At 70.4% G+C, this 18,222-nt stretch carries 15 protein-coding genes; 6 read left to right on the top strand and 9 right to left on the bottom strand.

Annotated features, from left to right (window positions below):
• Nucleotides 1-61 precede the first annotated feature (61 nt).
• The gene (locus C3E78_RS09540) at nt 62-925 is read right to left on the bottom strand and encodes a hypothetical protein (RefSeq protein ID WP_108578070.1); all 864 of its coding nucleotides are present in this window, start codon (nt 923-925) and stop codon (nt 62-64) included.
• A gap of 61 nt (nt 926-986) precedes the next feature.
• Here C3E78_RS09540 and C3E78_RS09535 point away from each other — a divergent pair, with 61 nt between their 5' ends.
• From C3E78_RS09535 to lysX, 3 genes are read left to right on the top strand one after another with little or no spacing between them, the layout of a single operon-like run.
• Nucleotides 987-2,225, top strand: a complete 1,239-nt coding sequence (locus C3E78_RS09535; protein WP_108578069.1) for an LssY C-terminal domain-containing protein — start codon at nt 987-989, stop codon at nt 2,223-2,225.
• The gene (locus C3E78_RS09530) at nt 2,222-2,953 is read left to right on the top strand and encodes a DUF998 domain-containing protein (protein WP_159085859.1); all 732 of its coding nucleotides are present in this window, start codon (nt 2,222-2,224) and stop codon (nt 2,951-2,953) included. Before C3E78_RS09535 ends, C3E78_RS09530 begins: the two co-directional genes overlap by 4 nt.
• Nucleotides 2,954-6,286: a bifunctional lysylphosphatidylglycerol synthetase/lysine--tRNA ligase LysX gene (gene lysX / locus C3E78_RS09525; protein WP_108578067.1), complete on the top strand. Its 3,333-nt coding sequence runs from the start codon at nt 2,954-2,956 to the stop codon at nt 6,284-6,286.
• 313 nt (nt 6,287-6,599) lie between these two features.
• Here lysX and C3E78_RS09520 read toward each other — a convergent pair whose 3' ends face one another.
• Complete coding sequence (locus C3E78_RS09520) at nt 6,600-7,508, bottom strand: LysR family transcriptional regulator (protein WP_108578066.1); 909 nt, start codon at nt 7,506-7,508, stop codon at nt 6,600-6,602.
• A 112-nt stretch (nt 7,509-7,620) separates the two neighbouring features.
• On the opposite strand from C3E78_RS09520, the gene C3E78_RS09515 reads away from it, so the two are divergent.
• Together C3E78_RS09515 and C3E78_RS09510 are read left to right on the top strand one after the other, a co-directional pair.
• Complete coding sequence (locus C3E78_RS09515) at nt 7,621-8,874, top strand: MFS transporter (RefSeq protein ID WP_108578065.1); 1,254 nt, start codon at nt 7,621-7,623, stop codon at nt 8,872-8,874.
• Between the two features lie 197 nt (nt 8,875-9,071).
• The gene (locus C3E78_RS09510) at nt 9,072-11,024 is read left to right on the top strand and encodes a CocE/NonD family hydrolase (RefSeq protein ID WP_135804922.1); all 1,953 of its coding nucleotides are present in this window, start codon (nt 9,072-9,074) and stop codon (nt 11,022-11,024) included.
• 94 nt (nt 11,025-11,118) lie between these two features.
• Here the strand turns inward: C3E78_RS09510 and C3E78_RS09505 are convergent, their stop codons facing one another.
• From C3E78_RS09505 to C3E78_RS09495, 3 genes are read right to left on the bottom strand one after another with little or no spacing between them, the layout of a single operon-like run.
• Nucleotides 11,119-11,892, bottom strand: coding sequence for an SDR family NAD(P)-dependent oxidoreductase (locus C3E78_RS09505; RefSeq protein ID WP_108578063.1), 774 nt, complete (start codon nt 11,890-11,892; stop codon nt 11,119-11,121).
• A 2-nt stretch (nt 11,893-11,894) separates the two neighbouring features.
• Nucleotides 11,895-12,527, bottom strand: coding sequence for a nuclear transport factor 2 family protein (locus C3E78_RS09500; RefSeq protein ID WP_108578062.1), 633 nt, complete (start codon nt 12,525-12,527; stop codon nt 11,895-11,897).
• Nucleotides 12,524-13,504: an NAD(P)-dependent oxidoreductase gene (locus tag C3E78_RS09495; RefSeq protein ID WP_108578061.1), complete on the bottom strand. Its 981-nt coding sequence runs from the start codon at nt 13,502-13,504 to the stop codon at nt 12,524-12,526. Before C3E78_RS09495 ends, C3E78_RS09500 begins: the two co-directional genes overlap by 4 nt.
• Here C3E78_RS09495 and C3E78_RS09490 point away from each other — a divergent pair.
• Nucleotides 13,503-14,363, top strand: coding sequence for a helix-turn-helix domain-containing protein (locus tag C3E78_RS09490; RefSeq protein ID WP_108578060.1), 861 nt, complete (start codon nt 13,503-13,505; stop codon nt 14,361-14,363). The two genes, C3E78_RS09495 and C3E78_RS09490, sit on opposite strands and share 2 nt — an antisense overlap.
• Nucleotides 14,364-14,397: 34 nt before the next feature.
• Here the strand turns inward: C3E78_RS09490 and C3E78_RS09485 are convergent, their stop codons facing one another.
• The 4 genes from C3E78_RS09485 to C3E78_RS09470 all read right to left on the bottom strand — a co-directional run bounded on the left by C3E78_RS09485 (nt 14,398) and on the right by C3E78_RS09470 (nt 18,169).
• Nucleotides 14,398-15,294, bottom strand: a complete 897-nt coding sequence (locus C3E78_RS09485) for an oxidoreductase (protein WP_108578059.1) — start codon at nt 15,292-15,294, stop codon at nt 14,398-14,400.
• 144 nt (nt 15,295-15,438) lie between these two features.
• Nucleotides 15,439-16,845 (bottom strand): amidase, encoded by a 1,407-nt coding sequence (locus tag C3E78_RS09480; RefSeq protein ID WP_108578058.1) that lies wholly within the window; start codon nt 16,843-16,845, stop codon nt 15,439-15,441.
• Between the two features lie 78 nt (nt 16,846-16,923).
• Complete coding sequence (locus C3E78_RS09475) at nt 16,924-17,511, bottom strand: TetR/AcrR family transcriptional regulator (protein ID WP_108578057.1); 588 nt, start codon at nt 17,509-17,511, stop codon at nt 16,924-16,926.
• Between the two features lie 112 nt (nt 17,512-17,623).
• On the bottom strand, nt 17,624-18,169 hold the full coding sequence (locus C3E78_RS09470) for a GNAT family N-acetyltransferase (RefSeq protein ID WP_108578056.1): 546 nt from the start codon (nt 18,167-18,169) through the stop codon (nt 17,624-17,626).
• Nucleotides 18,170-18,222 lie beyond the last annotated feature (53 nt).

Genomic DNA, 18,222 nt, shown 5'->3' with positions numbered 1-18,222 from the left:
CCGTCGCGCGGGGAGACGGATCGTGGGAGGGCCGGAGGGCCCGGGAGGCTGTGCTCCGCCGTCATGACCCGGCGGGTGGCGGCTCGAGCTCCCCGTGCCGGGCCAGGCTCACGGCACCGGCCACGGCGAGGACGAACCCGGCCAGGGCGACCGGGCCCCATCCGTGGCGTGGGTGGTCACCCAGGAGGAGGAGGCCGACAACGGCCGGGACCACGGTCTCGCCCACCACGAGCGGTGCCGTGGCCCTCGTGACGCTCCCGCGCTGCAGCGCGATCGAGTAGGTCAGCATCGCGACGGCCCCGCCGACCACGAGGCCGTACGTCGCGGGGCTCTCCAGCAGGGGGCCGAGGTCAGCGCCCAGCTTGTCCGGGGCGAGGTCCCCGGGCAGCATCCGGGACGCCACGGCGGTCACTCCGTAGGCCAGGCCGGCGACGGCCCCGAGGGCCGTGGCGCCGGCCGCGCCCGGCAACCGGGCCAACGGGACGGAGGCGACGGTCAGCAGCACGGCTGCCACGAGGACCCCCCACTCCTCCGCGCGACCCACGTCCACGCTGCTGTCGGTCGTCGCTGAGGCGCCGACCAGCACGAGTCCCAGCACGACGACCGCGAGCCCGATGCGGTCGGCGCGTGACAGCCGCATCTTCAGGAAGACCGCCCCCAGCACGGCGGTCACGGCCAGGAAGCTGGCGACGACCGACTGCACGACGAAGAGCGGCAGCGTGCGGACGGCGAGCAGGCTGAGCAGGAAGCCCAGACCGTCCAGACCGACTCCCAGCACGTACTGCCACGACCGGAGCAGCCGCATCATCAGACGTGGGTCCAGGCCCTGGACCGTCTCGGTGCGGCGGGTGGCGACAGCCTCCAGGACGGACGCAACCCCGTAGCAGAGGGCCGCTCCCGCTGCGACGAGCAGTCCGGCAAGCATCCCTCCACGGTAGGGGACGAGGTCACTTCCGCAGGGAAGTCAGCCCGTCCAGACTGGCCCGATGGCGCCCACGAGCACCGCGCGGCCGGGCTCGTCGAGCAAGGTCCTCGACGGCTGGTTCTTCGCGTTCTCGTCGGTGGCCGGTCTGTGGTTCTCCTTCGTGCTGCTGCGGGACGGCTTGCGACCCGGCTGGCCGACCTTGCTGCTGGTGGTGTTCTGGGTCTTCTTCAGCTATCTCGTGCTGCCCCGCCTGCATCGCATCCTCACGGCGATCTACCTGCCTGACTACTTCATCGGGCGGACCCGGACCAGCGACGGGCTGCTCGGGGACCCGGTCAACCTCGGGTTCCTGGGGCGGCCGGGCCAGGTCCACGCCGCCATGGCCGCGGCCGGGTGGACGCTGGCCGACCCGGTGGACCTGCAGTCGTCGATCGGCATCGTGGCCAGCGTGCTTCGTCGCCGAAGCTACCCGGCGGCGCCGGTCAGTCCCTTGCGGCTGTTCGACCGGCAGCAGGACTTCGCGTACGAGCGAGAGGTGCGGGGGAGTCCGATGAAGCGCCACCACGTGCGGTTCTGGCGGTGCCCGGACGGCTGGCTCCTGCCGGGAGGGTTCCGGACGGACTGGATGGCGGCCGCCACCTTCGACCGGAGGGTGGGTCTGTCGCTGTTCACCCTGCAGGTCACGCACCGCATTGCCGAGGACACCGACCGGGAGCGGGACTTCGTGGTCTCCTCGGTCGAGGCGGCGGTGCCGTCCGCGTCCGTCGCGACGATCAAGAACTTCTCGTCCGGCTACCACCACGTCAACGGCGGCGGGGATCGGATCCGTACCGACGGGGACCTTCCCGTCCTGGACGTGCGCGGCACCGAGGTCGGGGCCGAGCCGGTGCATCCGCCCGAGCGCGAGGCGCGGTGGCCGTCCGCCGTGCTGGTCGGCGCGGGCGTCGCGCTGGCACGCGGGACGGGATACGTCATGGCCGCCCTGTGGCCGCGCGTCGGTGAGTCCCAGCCGTGGAGCCAGCCGGTGCTCCTCGCCGCCGCCGTGGCGGACGGGTGGCTGGCAGTGGGCATCCTCGCCGGGCGCAACTGGGCCCGGCTGCTCCTGATGGCGGCGTGCTCCGTCACGGCGCTGGCCGCGATGAGCGACTTCTTCTTCGGCGACCACCGGGTGGTCCGGGTGCAGGAGCTCCTCACGTCCGGCGGGAGCATCCTGGTCATCCTCGCCCTGTCGAGCCCGGGTGCGCGCGGGTTCGCGACCGGGCAGGCGGCTGGTGCCAGGTCCGAGACGAGCCTCGGGTGAGCGGCCGGGGGATGGGCCGAGCGACGACGCTGGTGCTCACCAGTGCCGTCGCCGGGTTGTTCTACTCCAACTTCGTCCTCGACTGGGTGCTGCGGGGCTTCGAGGGCATGGGTGACGTCGTGAGCAACCTGTCCGCCCCGGGGGAGCCGTTCGCGGTGGTGGCCCGCGTGACCGACTTCCTGTGCGGCGTGCTCGTGCTGCTGATCCTGCCGAGTGTCCGACGGGCGCTGCCGCCGGGGCGCTGTCGCCCGGTGGTGGTGGGCGGCACCGCGGTCTTCGCGGTCGCGGCCGCCGCGGCCGCCGTCATCACGACGCCCTGCGGGCCGGACATCGTCTGCTCCAGCCCTGCGCAGCAGCGGCAGGGTGATCTCCATCTGGTGCTCAGCACGGTGTCCGACGTCGGCCTGTACATCGGGACGGCAGCTGCGTGGTTGACGACCCGGCGGGTCGGCCCGAGGTGGTTCGCGCTCGCCGCGTGGTGGCTGTTCTGGCTGGCTGGCCTCGTCGCGACCGCCGTCTTCGGCTTCTTCGCCGAGGTGGGACCGGAGTGGGTGGCCGCCACCGGCCAGCGCGTGCACATCGTGGGCATGAGCCTGTGGATCCTGTGCCTCGGCCTGCTCGCCGCCGACGCCTCCGTCCACGTCGCCCGAGCAGCGTCGCCACGCCGGGACCCGGCCGGGACAGGACGACGGCCGCGGACGGCAGCCGAGGACAAGAGGGGGCCCTAGATGACCGAGCACCGTGTCCTGCGCAGGATCCAGGTCCACCCACCCGCCGATGACCGCTGGCCGGACCTGTTCGCCGGCGTGCTGCTGGCCTTCGGCGTGATCGCGACGCTGGCGACCTTGGTGCCGCCCTGGCGCCGCTACTTCTCGGTCTCCCAGGACGTGATCTCGCTGCTGACCATCCCGGTCGTCCCGAGCCTGGTCTATGCGGCGCTGCTGTTCGGCACGGGCATCGCGCTGCGTCGCCGGCTGGCGGCGGCGTGGTGGGTCGTCGTCGTCTGGTGGCTCGGGGTCCCCGAGATCGGGAGGGTCCTGGCGATCAGCGACGGCGAGAAGGCCGTTCCCGCGACGATCGGGTTCGTCATCGTCGCAGCCGCGATCGTGCTCGCAGTCCGGGTGCGATCCCAGTTCGTGGCTCGGCGGGTCCCCGGCAGCGTGCTCGCCGCGACCAGCGTGCTCGTGGTCGGGGGACTGGTGATGGTCCTCGGCGGGGCGGCGCTGGTCACCGCCACGGGCCGGTCCAGCGACTTCGGCGAGTCGGCGCTCTACGTCCTCGACACGTTCCTGCTCGACCTCGGCCGGGCGGGGCTCGACTCCTCGACGACTGCGCCGCGCTGGGCACGCCTGCTGATCGGGCTGGTCGGCGCCGTCGTCGTGCTCGGCGCAGCGGTGATCCTGTTCCGGTCGCCGCGGGGCACCCGGTCGTTGGGGATCGCCGAGGAGGCGGCTGTGCGGGCGATGCTGCGCGACTTCGGCGAGCACGACTCGTTGGGGTACTTCGCCACCCGCCGGGACAAGGCGGTCGTGTGGGACACGGGCGACGTCCGGACCGCCCGGGCAGGGGTCTCCTACCGCACGGTGGGCTCGGTCAGCCTGGCCAGCGGCAACCCTGTCGGGGACCCGGATCGGTGGCCGGAGGCCATCGGGCGCTGGCGCGACGAGGCCCGCGCCAACGGCTGGTCGCTCGCCGTCATGGGGGCCGGGCACGAGGGCGCCGTCGCCTACGCCGACGCCGGCCTGTCGATGCTGGCCATCGGGGACGAGGCGATCGTCGACATGAGCACGTTCTCGCTCACCGGGCCGGGCATGAAGTCCGTCCGCCACCCGGTCTCCCGGTTGCAGCGTCGCGGCTACACCACCCGGGTGCGACGCCACGCGAGCCTGACCGACGACGACTTCGCGGCGCTCGGCGAGGCCGCAGCGTCCTGGCGCGGCGACGGGGGAGACGAGCGGGGGTTCTCGATGGCGCTCGGTCGGCTCGGCGACCCGCTCGACGGCGCGTGCGTGCTGGTCGAGGGCCACGACGGCGACGGGAACCTGCGGGGCTTCCTGAGCCTCGTCCCGTGGGGCCACTCGGGTCTGTCGCTGGACCTGATGCGACGCGACCCGTCCGCGGACAACGGGCTCGTCGAGCTGCTGATCTCCAGCCTGGCCCGCGAGGCGACGACCTTCGGGATCGGTCCGGTCTCGCTCAACTTCGCGATGTTCCGCGAGGCTTTCGAGCGCGGCGCGCAGATCGGCGCCGGCCCAGTGGCGAGGTTGTGGCGTCAGGGCCTGCTCATCGCCAGCAGGACCTGGCAGCTGGAGTCGCTCTACCGGTCCAACGCGAAGTACCTGCCGGAGTGGCAACCCCGCTACCTCGGCTACCAGTACACCTCGGACCTGCCGCGGGTCGGCATCGCCGCCGGCAGCGCGGAGGGCTTCCTCACCGCACCGTCGATCAGGAGGCTGCGGGGACGGGAGGGCGCCGAGAACACGCTGCGGACCGGGGACGCCGAGCACGCCGCGGCGGTCCTTGCCCTCATGCCGCCGGCGCCGGACGTGGTGGCCGAGGCCATCTCTACCGATCACCTGCCGCAGCAGATGCGGGTGCGCCGCGAGAAGCTGGACCGGATCAGGGCCAGCGGCGTCGACCCCTATCCGGTCACCGCGCCACGCACCCACACCCTGGCGGAGGTGCGTGGACTCGTCGACGACCCGCTCGCCCCTGACACCCACACCGGCATCGAGGTGTCGGTGGTGGGCCGGGTGCTGCTGAAGCGCGACCTCGGCAGGATCGGCTTCGCCACGCTCCGCGACGGCTCCGGCGACCTGCAGGTCATGGTGGACGCGGGACAGGTCTCCGCCGACACCTTCACGTTCTGGGAGCACATGATCGACCTGGGGGACCACGTGAGCGTGACTGGCGAGGTCATCACGACCCGCCGGGGGGAGCTCTCGGTGCGAGCCACCGTCCTGCAGCTCACCAGCAAGGCGCTGCGTCCGCTGCCCGACAAGCACGAGGGGCTCACCGACCCCGATGCCCGGGTGCGGATGCGGTACGTGGACCTCATCGTCCGCCCGGAGTCCCGAACCATCGCCTACCAGCGCACCGAGATCGTCCGCAGCGTGCGGGACTCCCTGCAGGCCAGGGGCTTCGTGGAGGCCGAGACCCCCATCCTCCAGACCGTCCACGGCGGGGCCAACGCTCGCCCGTTCGAGACCCACATCAACGCGTACGACATGGACCTGTACCTGCGGATCGCCACGGAGCTGCACCTCAAGCGGCTGATCGTCGGCGGCATGGAGAAGGTCTTCGAGGTGGGTCGGCAGTTCCGCAACGAGGGCGCCGACTTCAAGCACAACCCCGAGTTCACCTCCCTGGAGGTGTACGAGACCTACGGTGACTACGGCACCATGCGGGTGCTCACCCAGGAGCTGATCCAGGAGGCCGCGACGGCGGTCTACGGCTCGCCCGTGGCTCGCCGCGCGGACGCCGACGGGCACGTCGTCGAGTACGACCTGTCAGGGGAGTGGCCCGTGAAGACCATCTGTCAGGCGGTCTCCGAGGCGCTGGGCGAGGAGGTCACGGCTGACACACCGCTCCCGATCCTGCTGAAGCACGCCGACCGGATCGGCCTGGAGCTGGACATCGATCCGTCGTGGGGCTTCGTGCTCGAGGAGATCTACAGCGAGCTCTGCGAGGGGACGACCGTCTCGCCGGTCTTCTACACCGACTTCCCGAAGGAGAACGCGCCGTTGACGAGGCCGCACCGCCTCGATCCACGACTCACCGAGAAGTGGGACCTGGTGATCTTCGGCGCCGAGCAGGGCACGGCGTACTCCGAGCTGGTGGACCCGGTGGACCAGCGCGAGCGCCTGGTGGCCCAGTCGCTGCTGGCGGCGGCGGGGGACGCGGAGGCGATGCAGGTGGACGAGGACTTCCTCGCGGCGCTGGAGTACGGGATGCCACCGACCGGCGGGATGGGACTGGGCATCGACCGCCTCGTCATGAACCTGACGGGCCTCAGCATCCGCGACACGATCCTGTTCCCGCTGACCAAGCCGCAGCAGTGATCCATGCCTGCCGGCGGGGCGGGGCGGGGCCGGCAGCGCAGCAGGTCTCCGTCCTGACGCTCGACCGGGGGCGGTGCGTACGCCACCGTATGAGCGCCCGACCCGGCCGCGCGGTGCGTACGCCACCGTATGACCCGGATTTTGGCCTCATACGGTGGAGAATCCACCGCTCTGCCACCTCGGCCGCTTTTCTGAAGGCCTGAGTGCAGCACCTCGAAAATGAGGTCGGCGGGACATCAGCAGGCCACGTGGGAAGGCGGGGACCCCATCGCGGTGCTGTGCCTCGGACCCGTCGAGGCCTTCTACCCGCGCCTCACGCCCGCCCGGGGCGGTCGAGCCCCTGTGCGTACGAGTCCCGGATCAGACCGGCCAGGGCCGCGGCCGCGGCGGTGGGCGTCCGGTCCGCGGGGGTCGCGAGGGACATCGGCCACTCCAGCGGGTCGGACACCTCCAGGACGGCCAGCGAACCGACGTCGGTGAGGGCGAATCGCGGCAGGAGGGCGATCCCGAGGCCGTTGCGGACGTAGTCGGTGACCGTGGCGATGTCGGCGACGTCGGCGGTGACCCGTCGTGAGAGGCCGAGGGCCGAGAACGCACGGTCGACGACGACGCGGTTGCCGAAGCCCGGAGGCGAGTCGATGAAGGCGAAGTCGGTGAGGTCGGTGAGCGAGACCGAGCCTGCTCCCGCCAGCGGGTGGTCGCCCGGCACCACGAGATCCATGGGCTCGCGGCCCAGCTCGGTCAGCACCACGCCAGGCGGTGGGTCGCCCGGCAAGGAGACGAAGGCCAGGTCGAGCCGGCGTTCGACCACCGCCTCGACGAGGCCACGTGAGCCTGAGGGTGCCGCGCTGAGCTGCAGCACGACGCCGGGGTGCCGACGGTGGAAGTCCCCGAGGAGCCCCGGCACGTCGATGACCCCGACCGAGATCATCGTCCCGACCCGGATGGTGCCGCGGAGGCCGTGCCGCGCGTCGGCGAGCGCATCGCGGCCCACGCGCGCGGCGTCGAGCGTCCGGTAGGCGTGAGGGAGCAGCACCCGGCCAGCGTCGCTGACCTCGACCCGGCGGGACGTGCGGTCCAGCAGCGTCACACCCACCTCACGCTCCAGCGCCTTGATGCCGGCGGAGACCGCGGACTGGACGACGTGGAGTCGCGCCGCGGCGGCCGTGAAGCTCCTCTCCTCGGCGACGGAGACGAAGTACTCGAGATGGCGGAGCTCCATGGCGCCAGTCTATCTGTAGTCGCGATGGATGTATTCGAAAACATTCGTTGGACTTGATGGATCGGTCGACGAACACTGGAGGCATCCACCTCGAGCGCGAAGGAACATGCCCATGTCTACCCAGACCCCCCGTGTCATGGCGGGACTCCACTGGTCCTCGTCCGGTGAACGATCCGCGAGCCCGGCTCGCCATCACGCCGGCTTCTGGTTCATCGCCCTGGCCTTCGTGAGCGCCATGGCCTTCTCCACCGTCCCGGCGCCGCTGTACTCGCTGTACCAGGCGCGGGACGGCTTCTCCACGTTCATGATCACGGTCATCTTCGCCGTCTACGCCCTCGGCGTCATGATCAGCCTCGTCCTCGCCGGCCACATCTCGGACTGGGTGGGACGCAAGACGATCCTCGTCCCGGCTCTCGGTCTCGAGCTGGTCGCGGCCGTCCTCTTCCTGACGACACCCAACCTCGCCATCCTCCTGGGTGCGCGCTTCGTCAGCGGCCTGGGCATCGGCATGCTGACGGCCACGGCGACAGCGCACCTGCACGACCTGCACCGCGGGCACCGCGCCGACGCGTCCGACCGTCGCTTCGAGGTCGTCTCGACGGCCGCGAACATCGGCGGCCTCGGTCTCGGCGCGCTCGTCTCGGGCGTCCTCGCCGAGCACGTCAGCTCCCCGCTGCGGACCCCGTACATCGTGTTCGTCGTGCTGCTGGCCCTCAGCATCGTCGCGGTGATGTTCACGCCGGAGACCGTCGAGGAGCGCACGGTGCGTCCGGTCTACCGCCCCCAGCTGCCCACCAGCACGCACGGCGCCCGCGCGCAGTACCTCGCGGCCGTCGCCGCCGGGTTTGCGTCCTTCGCGGTGTTCGGGGTCTTCACGTCCGTCGCTCCGGCCTTCGTCGGCGGAGTGCTCCACGAGCCGTCGCGGACCGTGGCGGGGCTCGTCGTGTTCGCCGTCTTCGGTGCTGCCGCGGTGGCCCAGACGGTCACCGGCTCGCTCGGCACCACGACCAAGCTGGCGCTGGGCGTCGGTGCCCAGGCGGTCGGCCTCGTGGCGCTCGTGGTGAGCATGCACCAGGCCACGATGCCGCTGTTCGTCGTCGCGGGGATGGTGACCGGCGCGGGGGCAGGGATGCTGTTCAAGTCCGCCGTCGGCGGCGTCGCCGGCCTCGCCGCTCCGGCGCAGCGTGGGGCAGCGCTCGCCGGCCTCTTCCTCATCGCGTACGTCGGGATGAGCGTCTCGGCCCTGTCCTTCGGTCTCCTGACCCAGCAGGTCAGCTCGGTCACGGCCATGACGTGGCTGACGGCCGTCATCCTCGTCGTCCTGGCGGGGGTGGCCGCGCTCGGCCGGCCGCGGGCGAACGCCTGAACCGGACGTCGCGCCGCCGCAGGCTCTGACCCAGGGACGTCATCCCGTGCGCGCTTCACGCACCGCGCTCGGGATGACGTCCCTCCGTCCCGGTCGCGCGGCCGACACGGGTGTCGGTGCCGCCCGGGGACAGGTTGTTACATCATCTTCACGTCCGAGCATTGCCGGACCTGTGGGCCGTGCACCAGACTCCGGTCATGAGACCGACGATCCTCTCGCGCCACGCGCGCAGATCCCGAACCGTCCTGGGGGCAGTGCTGGCCCTCGCCATCAGTGGCTCAGGCCTGGTCGCGGCGACCGCGACCACGGCCTCCGCGGCGACCGTGCCGAAGCCGTATGTGCTGAAGGGCGGTGAGTCGGCGGCGGTGTACAGCTATGCCGATGCCATCCGCGAGACGGTGTGGGTCATCGCGCCCGACTTCGACGGCGACGGCGAGAAGGACCGGATCGCGGTCGACATCGTCCGCCCGCGCGAGCTGGACGCCAAGCGCGTCAAGGTGCCGGTCGTGATGGACGCCAGCCCGTACTACACCAGCGTCGGACGCGGCAACGAGACAGAGTTCAAGTCGTTCGACGAAGAGGGCAACCTCGTCAAGTTCCCGCTGTTCTACGACAACTACTTCGTCCCGCGTGGCTACGCCTACGTCGCACCCGACATCGCGGGCACGTCGCGGTCGACCGGTTGCGTCGACACCGGCGGCAAGTCAGACGTGGGCTCGGCCAAGGCCGTCGTGCAGTGGCTCAACGGCAACGCCGACGCGGTCGACGCCGACGGCAAGCCCGTCAGGGCCAGCTGGAGCAACGGCAGGACCGGCATGATCGGCAAGAGCTACGACGGCACCCTCGCCAACGGCGTCGCCGCCACCGGCGTGAAGGGCCTGGAGACCATCGTGCCGATCAGCGCGATCAGCTCGTGGTACGACTACAGCCGTTCGCAGGGCCTCCCGTACAGCTGGGACTACTCCAGCGGGCTCGCCAGCCGGGTCGGCACCAACCGCACGCAGCCCCAGGACTGCTCGGCGACCCTCGCGCGGATGAACGCCGAGGACGCCGACGAGACCGGTGAGCACAACGCGTTCTGGGACGAGCGCAACTACCGCGACTCGGCCGCTCTCAATGCCAAGAAGGTCAAGGCGAGCGTCTTCATCTATCACGGCCTGCAGGACACCAACGTCAAGACGCGGCACTTCTCCACCTGGTGGAAAGAGCTGGGCAAGGCGGGGGTCACCCGCAAGATGTGGCTGAGCCGGGTGGGACACGTGGATCCGTTCGACATCAACCGTGACGAGTGGGTTCGTACGCTGCACCGCTGGTTCGACCACGAGCTCATGGGGATCAAGAACTCGATCATGCTCGAGCCGCCGGTCAGGGTCGAGACCAAGCCGAACCACTGGGTCAGCTCCGTCTCGTGGCCCGCGCGGCTCACGACGACGACGCTGCGCCCGCAGGCCGACGGCGGTCTCGCCCGGTCGCCCGAGAGGGCGACGCAGAGCTGGGTGAACTCGCCCAGCCAACGTGAGAACGTCGCCGTGACCGAGGGGGACAACCCCAACCGCCTCCTGTACGCGACCACTCCGCTGCTCGCCGATGCCCGGATGAGCGGTTCGATGGTGGCGAAGGTGCGGGTGAGGTCCCAGGTGCCGACCGGCCAGGTGGGCGTCATGCTCGTCGACTACGGGGAGGGCGATCGTGTCCTCGCGACCGGCGACGGTGCGTCAACGACGACGACCGAGACGTGCGTCGGTCAGTCGACCGCGAACGACGACGCGTGCTACTTCACGATGAACCGCAACGTGGGCACCACGCCGCTGCAGGTCCTGGGCCGCGGCTGGGCACGACTCGACGGTGCCGGGACCCACGACGTGACGGTGACGCTGGACCCCGACGACGCAGTCGTCGCCAAGGGGCACCGGCTCGGAGTCGTCGTCGTGGCGGCAGCCAACGGTCGCGTCCGCAACGTCGACACGACGGCGTCGACGTACACGCTGGATCTCGCGAAGTCGCAGTTCGTGCTGCCGGGTCTGGCACTGCCGCACCCGACCTGGCCGTCCAGCTGGAGCTGGCTGCCCAAGCGCAGTGAGATCGTGCCCGGCACGCTGCCCGACGTCCGCAGGAGCGAGCTCCCGGTCATGCTGGACACGACCGGCTGAGACGGCGGAGGACCCGTCACCGGTAATTCGCTGACAACGTCATCCCGAGCGCGGTTCACGCACCGCGCTCGGGATGACGTCCCGCGTTGCGGTGTCAGCTGCGGTAACGGCTGGCGAGCTCGGGGCTCTGGCCGCCGAATGCGGCGAGATCCGCGTCGAAGACCGCGGTCAGCAGGCTCGGGTCCTCGACACCGGGCGCGGTGACGACCTCGCCGAGGTCCAGACCGCGCAGCGAGGCGGTGACGACGTCGTCGGCGCTCATGCGGGGGACGGCCGACAGGTCCATGCCCTGCACGGTGTGGAACTCGGTGGCGACGACACCCGGGCAGACGACCTGCACGCGGACGCCGGTGCCCTGGAGCTCGGCGCTGAGCGTCTGCGACATGGCGACCGCGTGGGCCAGCGTTCCGGTGTAGACCGCCCGGCGCGGCATGACCGACGGGTCGGCAGGACCGGAGAACGCGATCATGCCGGCCACGTTGATGATCGTGCCCGTGCCGCGCGCCAGCATGCCCGGCAGTGCGGCACGGGTCAGCATCGTCGGGGCGACCTCCTTGACGTGGACCAGCTCACGGGCCTCGTCGGCGGGCAGCTCCGAGAGGGGCTTGTAGTGGGCGACGCCGGCGTTGTTGACCAGGATCGTGAGCGGCTCTGCCGCCGCGATCTCGGCCACCGAGTCGACGCCGTCGTCCGTCGACAGGTCTGCCGTGACGACGCGGACCTTGACGTCGGGCAAGGACTCGGCCAGCTCCTCGAGCCGCTCGCGTCGGCGACCGACCACGATGAGGTCGTGGCCCTGGGCGCCGAGACGCTGTGCGTAGGCCTTGCCGATGCCGGAGGACGCTCCGGTCACGAGTGCGAGTGTCATGGTCAGTTCTCCTTGGTGGGGTGGGTGGTGCCGGTCGGGCTGAGCGAGGTCTGGTGGAGCCAGGCGGCCTCCGCCTCGTACTGGCGGGCGACGTCCTCGGGTCGGTCGTCGCCGAGCAGGTCCGCCGAGATGGTGCTGCCCGTTCGCTCGAGGTACCAGGCCAGGCAGCGGTACGAGGGCCGGTGGGCGGCGAAGAGCGCGGGGTCGAGATCGAGCGTCGTGCCGGGTACCGCGGGCGTGAGCGAGTCGCGCTCGTAGATCGAGGTGATGCGCCGGATCTGCCACCTGCCGCCGATGTGCTCGGCGCGGTACTGCGACCGGCAGTACGACACCAGGTCGGCCTCGGCGCCGCCGGCCATCACCCGGAACTCGATCGCCAGCGGGAGCTCGGCCCAGGCCCGAGAGCCGTCCACCTGCACGGCCGGCGGGGACAGGCGATGGCGACCCCACACGCCGTCCGCCGAGCGACGTCGCGTCTGGCGGACGAACTCGGCGCCCGAGCCGGTGAACCAGCTCATGTCGACGACGGACTCCTCGGCGAAGCACTGCGTCCATCGGTCCCACCAGCCGCGGTCGCGACTCTGCCGCTCGCGCAGCACGAGCTCGGCCACGGCCGCGACGTCACTGACGCTCATCGGGCCAATCGCTCCACCACGGCCGGGATGCGCTGGGCACCCGCCAGTGCTCGGGTCGTCACCGCGGAGGCGTCGATGCCGCTGTCACGGAGTGCGTCGTGGAACAGCTCGATGTCCAGCGACTCGACCTTCGAGAGGTGCTCGACGGTGTCGGGGTTGATCATGGTGGTGAACAGGCCGAGGACCGTGCTCCCGGCGCTGCTGAGCATCAGGACCTCGCGCAGCTGGACCGGATCCATCCCGACCTGGGCGGCGAGGTCGAAGACGTCCGCGATCGATGCCTGGTTCAAGATCATGAGCGCGTTGTTGAACAGCTTCGCCCACTGGCCCGACCCGGCGTCGCCGAGGTGGACGACGTGGGTCGAGAACGCCTCGAACACCGGTGTGCACCGCGCGACGGCCGCTTCGGGTCCGCCGACCATCGTGGTCAGCCGGCGTTCGACCGCCGCGGGGCGACCGCCGCTGACGGGTGCATCGAGCATCACGACGTCCACGGCCTCGCACGCCTCGACGAAGCGGGTGACGTTCGACGGGGTGCCGGTGCCGTGGTTCACGACCACCGATCCCGGGCGCAGGCCGTCGAGCAGCCCGCCGGTCAGCAGGTTCATGACGTCCTCGTCGGTACCGACGCACAGCCCGACGACGTCACTGGCCGCGGCGAGTGACTCGAGGTCGTCATGGCGCACGTGCGGCACGTCCCCCAGAGCGTCCAGCGACGCAGCGCGGCGGGCCCACACGTGCAGGCTGAAGCCGGCCTCGGCGATCGCGGTCGCCATCGGCAGGCCCTGGTCGCCCAGCCCGACCCAGCCCACGGACGTGCTGGTGGTCTGACGTCCCTCTGCCGCCTCGCTGGCGGTGATGTCATGTGCCATGACTCGATCGTCCGCCGAGACGCTCCACCCAGCCAGTGCCCCGATTGTCCTAGGAGTGCCAGGACCATGGAGCCGGCGTCGACGGGCGACTACCGTCGTCCTCATGAGCAGCGACAACCCGGTCGGCGACTTCCTGCGGGCGCGCCGAGCGCTCGTCAAGCCCGAGGACGTGGGCGTTCGCGTCACCGGCGTGCGCCGGGTGGACGGCCTGCGTCGCGAGGAGGTCGCGATGCTGGCCGGCATCAGCACGGACTACTACCTCCGCCTGGAGCAGGGGCGCGATCGCCATCCGTCGATCCAGGTGCTGGAGGCCATCGCGCACGTCCTCCAGCTCGACGACGTCAGCACCGCGTACCTGCTCGAGATCGCGACGCCCAAGCCACGGCGGACCCGGCGAGTCCCGCGCGAGGACGTCCCGACAGGTCTTCGCCAGATGCTCGACGTCATCAACCTGCCGGCATTCATCGAGGGACGCTACTTCGACGTCCTCGCCGCCAACGACCTGGCCGTTGCGCTGTCACCGAACCTGCAGCCCGGCGAGAACCGGATGCGCGCCGTGTTCCTCGACGAGGCGGAACGTGCTCTCTACCCGGAGTGGGAGGCTGCGACGGTGCGCCTGGTGGCCGGGTTCCGCGAGTCGGTCGGCGCGGAGATCGACGACCCGCGGTTCGTCCAGCTGGTGGGGGAGCTCTCGATCGCGAGCGAGCGGTTCCGCACGCTGTGGGCCCGCCACGACGTCAAGTGTCGCGAGGGCGTCTCGGTCCGGATCAACCATCCCCAGGTCGGTGAGCTCACGCTCGGCCGTGAGAAGCTCCAGGTCGGTGGCATCCACGGCATGATCCTGGTGGTCTACCACGCCCACCCGGGCACGGAGAGCGCCGAGAAGCTCGCGATGCTGGCTGCGCTCTCCGATCCGCCCGTGCAGCACCCGCACCAGCCCGGCGCCGTCGACGCCGAGCGCTGACCGACGGTCGGCGCCAGGGGACCGGCGACGGGACTCAGCCGCCCGCGCGTTCAGGACGAGCGGTCGACGAGGCGGAGAAGTCGGTCCCCGTCAGCTCCGCGGTCAGGTCAAACAGGGTCGCGGCCGTCGTCGTGTCGCGTGCGGTCCTGCTCGGGCGCCGCACCTTCGGGTGACCCTTGACGCTGCCGAGACCGCGCGGCCCGACGTACGAGCCGCCGGCGACGTCCTCGGTGGCGGCGAACAGCAGCGAGAGCGCACCGTGCTCCGTGTCGTTCAGCAGGGGACCCAGGCGATTGATGCGGCCCGAGGGGGAGTGGCTCGCCAGCTCCGTCCGGGCGATCCCGGGATGGGCCACGATCGAGCGCACGGAGCTGCCTGACGCCTCGAGTCGCCGCTGCAGCTCGAGACCGAACATCGTCAGCGCGAGCTTGGAGTCGGTGTAGCCGTCGATGTCCTTGTACGTGCGGTGCTCACCGGTGAGGTCGTCCTGGTGCACGTGGCCCATCCGGTGCAGCTGGCTCGACACGGAGACGACACGGTCGGTGATGTGGGGGAGCAGCAGGTTCGTCAGGGCGAACGGACCGAGGTAGTTGGTGGCCAGCTGCGACTCGAAGCCGTCCGCGGTGAATGCCAGCGGCACCTGCATGATGCCGGCGTTGTTGACCAGGACGTCCAGGTCTCCGGACCAGGCGCCGGCGAACTCGCGGACAGAGGTCAGGTCGGAGATGTCGAGCCTCCGGACCTCGGTGCTTCCGTCGATGTCGGCCGCGGCCTGCTCGCCGGCCGCGACCGACCGCACCGCGAGCACGACGTGTGCGCCGACGCGCGCCAGCTCGCGTGCCGTCTCGAGGCCGAGCCCTCGTCCGCCACCCGTCACGACGACGACCCTGCCGCTCATGTCAGGCAGGTCCTTGACTGTCCATCTGCTCATGGGTCGCTCCTCGTTCCTGGCGGCCACGCGGCCGCTCGTCCCCATTCCACGGCGGCACCGGGAGGGGGACAAGGGCCCCGTCGAACCACTGATCGCGAGTCTGTGGATGCTCGCCGGCAGGGGTCAGGATTCTTCTCGTCCTGCTCACAGCTCGGGGTGGAGGTCCTTGACGGACCGTGTCCCCTCGAGGAGCTGGGCGACGCGGAGGACGGTCGACTCGGCGTACCGGTTGCCGGCGATCTGCACGCCGATCGGGAGGCCGTCGTGGCTGGTGCCGAACCGCATCGACAACGCAGGCATCCCGGTGATGTTGAACTGGACCGTGAACGTCTGGATGTGGGTGGCGTCGACGGTCCGCCCGTCGATGACGAACTGGGTCCTGCCGTGCTCGTGCGCCGGGATCGGCAGCACCGGCAGCAGCAGTGCGTCGAACGTCGCGAAGAACTCGGCGTATCCGTCGCGGATCTTCTCGAACCCCTGCTCCGCCTCGATGTAGTCGGCCATGGACGTGTCCGGGGTGGCGAGCATGGACTTGGAGATGGCGAACATCTCGTCCTCGTGGCCCGTGGTGACCCCAGCCATGGCGGGCTTGAGCTCCATGACGTGCTGGAGGTTGAACAGGGCCAGCGGGTTGTTCTCGAACAGGGCCGGGATGGTGACTTCCTCGACCTCGACGCCCTGCTGCCTGAGTGCCTCGGCTGCGTCGCGAACGGTTGCGGCGACGTCGGGATCGACCGGGCCGAGCCCCGAGTCCGTGTACCAGCCGACTCTGAGCGGACGGGTGGAGGTGTCGGGGACGCCGGTGTCGTGGCTGGCGGTGGTGACGGAGAAGCCGTCGCGACCATCAGGACCGCTCAGGATGTCGTAGGCGAGGGCGAGATCGCGCACGGTGTGCGCCATGGGGCCGACGTGCCAGTCGCGGCGGGGGACGCGCGGCCACACACCCGTCATCGGGATGCGGCCATGGGTCGGCTTCAGGGCGGAGATCCCGGTGTGGGACGCCGGCCCTCGCACCGAGATCGCCAGATCCGTGCCGAGGCCGATGGGGCTCATCCCGGCAGCGATGGCCGCCGACTCCCCGCCGCTCGAGCCGCCCGAGGTGCGGTCGAGGTTCCACGGGTTGTTCGTCCGGCCGGTCAGCAGGTTGTCACTCTCCGTGGAGTAGGAGAACTCGGGGAGGTTCGTCTTGGCCAGGAGGATGCCGCCGGCGGCCTTCATCCGGGCGACGCTGGTGGCGTCCTGTTCCGGGGTGCGACCGCGGAAGATCGGGGACCCGCGCTGGGTGAGGACACCCGCGGTGTCGATCGAGTCCTTCACCGTGAACGGCACGCCGTGCAGCGGCCCGACCGCTGCGCCGGCGGCCAAGGCCTCGTCGGCTGCCCGTGCTTCGGCGAGCGCGTTCTCGTTCAAGGACACGATCGCGTTGATCGCAGGGTTCACGGCGGCGATCCGGTCCAGGTGCGCCTGGACGATCTCGACCGAGGTCACCTCGCCCGTCCTGATCAGCTTCGCCAGAGCGGTGGCATCTGAGTACAGCAGCTCGGTGTTCATGACTCTCTCCTTCTAGTAGACCAGTCGTCTATCAAGTGACCCGCGAAGACCAGTGCGGTCCTTGGGGGAGTGGGGGCGTTACAGGTGGAGCAGTGTGCGGGTGGTGGTCAGGGCGCGGTCGAGCGCCTCGGGCCGGCGTTGGATCTTGGCCATCACGCTCGCCCCGACCCACAGGTCGTAGAGGGTGGCGGCCATGAACGCGGCGTCGATGTCCCTCGAGAGGGTGCCGTCAGCGACACCGCCGGCGATGAGCTTCTCGATGCGCCCGACGAGTCCGGCGGTGCCGATGTCGAGCTGGACGCGCATCGCCTCGGAGAGGTCTGACACCTCGGCCCCGAGCTTCACGACCAGGCACTTGCCCTGGTACTGGTCGAAGCTCTGGAGGGTGTGGAACCGCTGCCAGTACTCCATGACGCGAGCCGCGCCGTCCTTCGTGGTGTCTGCGATGAGCTCGTCCATGGAGCCGAGGTAGTCGTCGAAATAGCTCTTCAGCAGGGCCTCGCCGAACGCGTCCTTCGAGGGGAAGTAGTGGTAGAACGACCCCTTGGGAACACCTGCCCCCGTGAGGATCTCGTTCAGCCCGACAGCGGCGTAGCCCTTGCGGGCCATGTGCTCCTGGGCGGTGTCCAGGATCAGCTGGCGAGTATCGACGTCGGAGCTTCGCATGACCCGACCATAACCTGGAATAGACCAGTCGTCTAGTCGTGTCGAGAGCGCGACAGGGGAGAGGCGTCGACGCGTGGCGAGGAACGGGAAAGGACGCCCGGTCCGCCGCAGCCTACGGGGCAGTGGCGGCCTGTTCTGCCTGCAGGGGGTTCAGCGCTTGGTACAGCGCGTGGTCCTGCCAGCGGCCTGCGATCTTGAGATACGCGGGGGCGAAACCGAATCGGACGAACCCGTTCTTCTCCAGGACGCGTTGGGACCTGACGTTGTGTGACAGGGTGCCCGCCTCGATGCGGTGCAGTCCGAGGTCATTGAAGGCCAGCTGCATGATCTCGTGCAGCGCGGTGCTGGCAACACCGTTGCCGTTCGCCTGCTCGCTGACCCAGTAACCGACGGTGCAGGACTGGAACGCCCAACGGACGATGTTCTCGATCGTGATGCGACCGACGACCTGCTGCGCATCGTCGAGGATGACGTGTGGATAGGCCAGCTGCTGTGCACGGCGTTCCAGCACGTTGCGGACGACTGACAGCTGCCCGTCGGTCGTGAAGAAGGCCTCGCCGCGATCCGGCTCCCAGGGAGCCAGGAAGCTGCGATTCGTCCGGTACAGGGCGACGAGGTCGGGCACGTCGTCAAGACTCAGCGGTCGGATGGTGCTCATCACTCGATCCTTGCAGGTCGGGGGAAGGGGTCCAGAAGGGGTCCTCCTCGCAC

Source organism: Aeromicrobium chenweiae, assembly GCF_003065605.1.
Taxonomy (GTDB): Bacteria; Actinomycetota; Actinomycetes; order Propionibacteriales; family Nocardioidaceae; genus Aeromicrobium; species Aeromicrobium chenweiae.
Note: the sequence above shows the minus strand (reverse complement) of the source record. Positions and strands in the feature narration are given on the sequence as shown.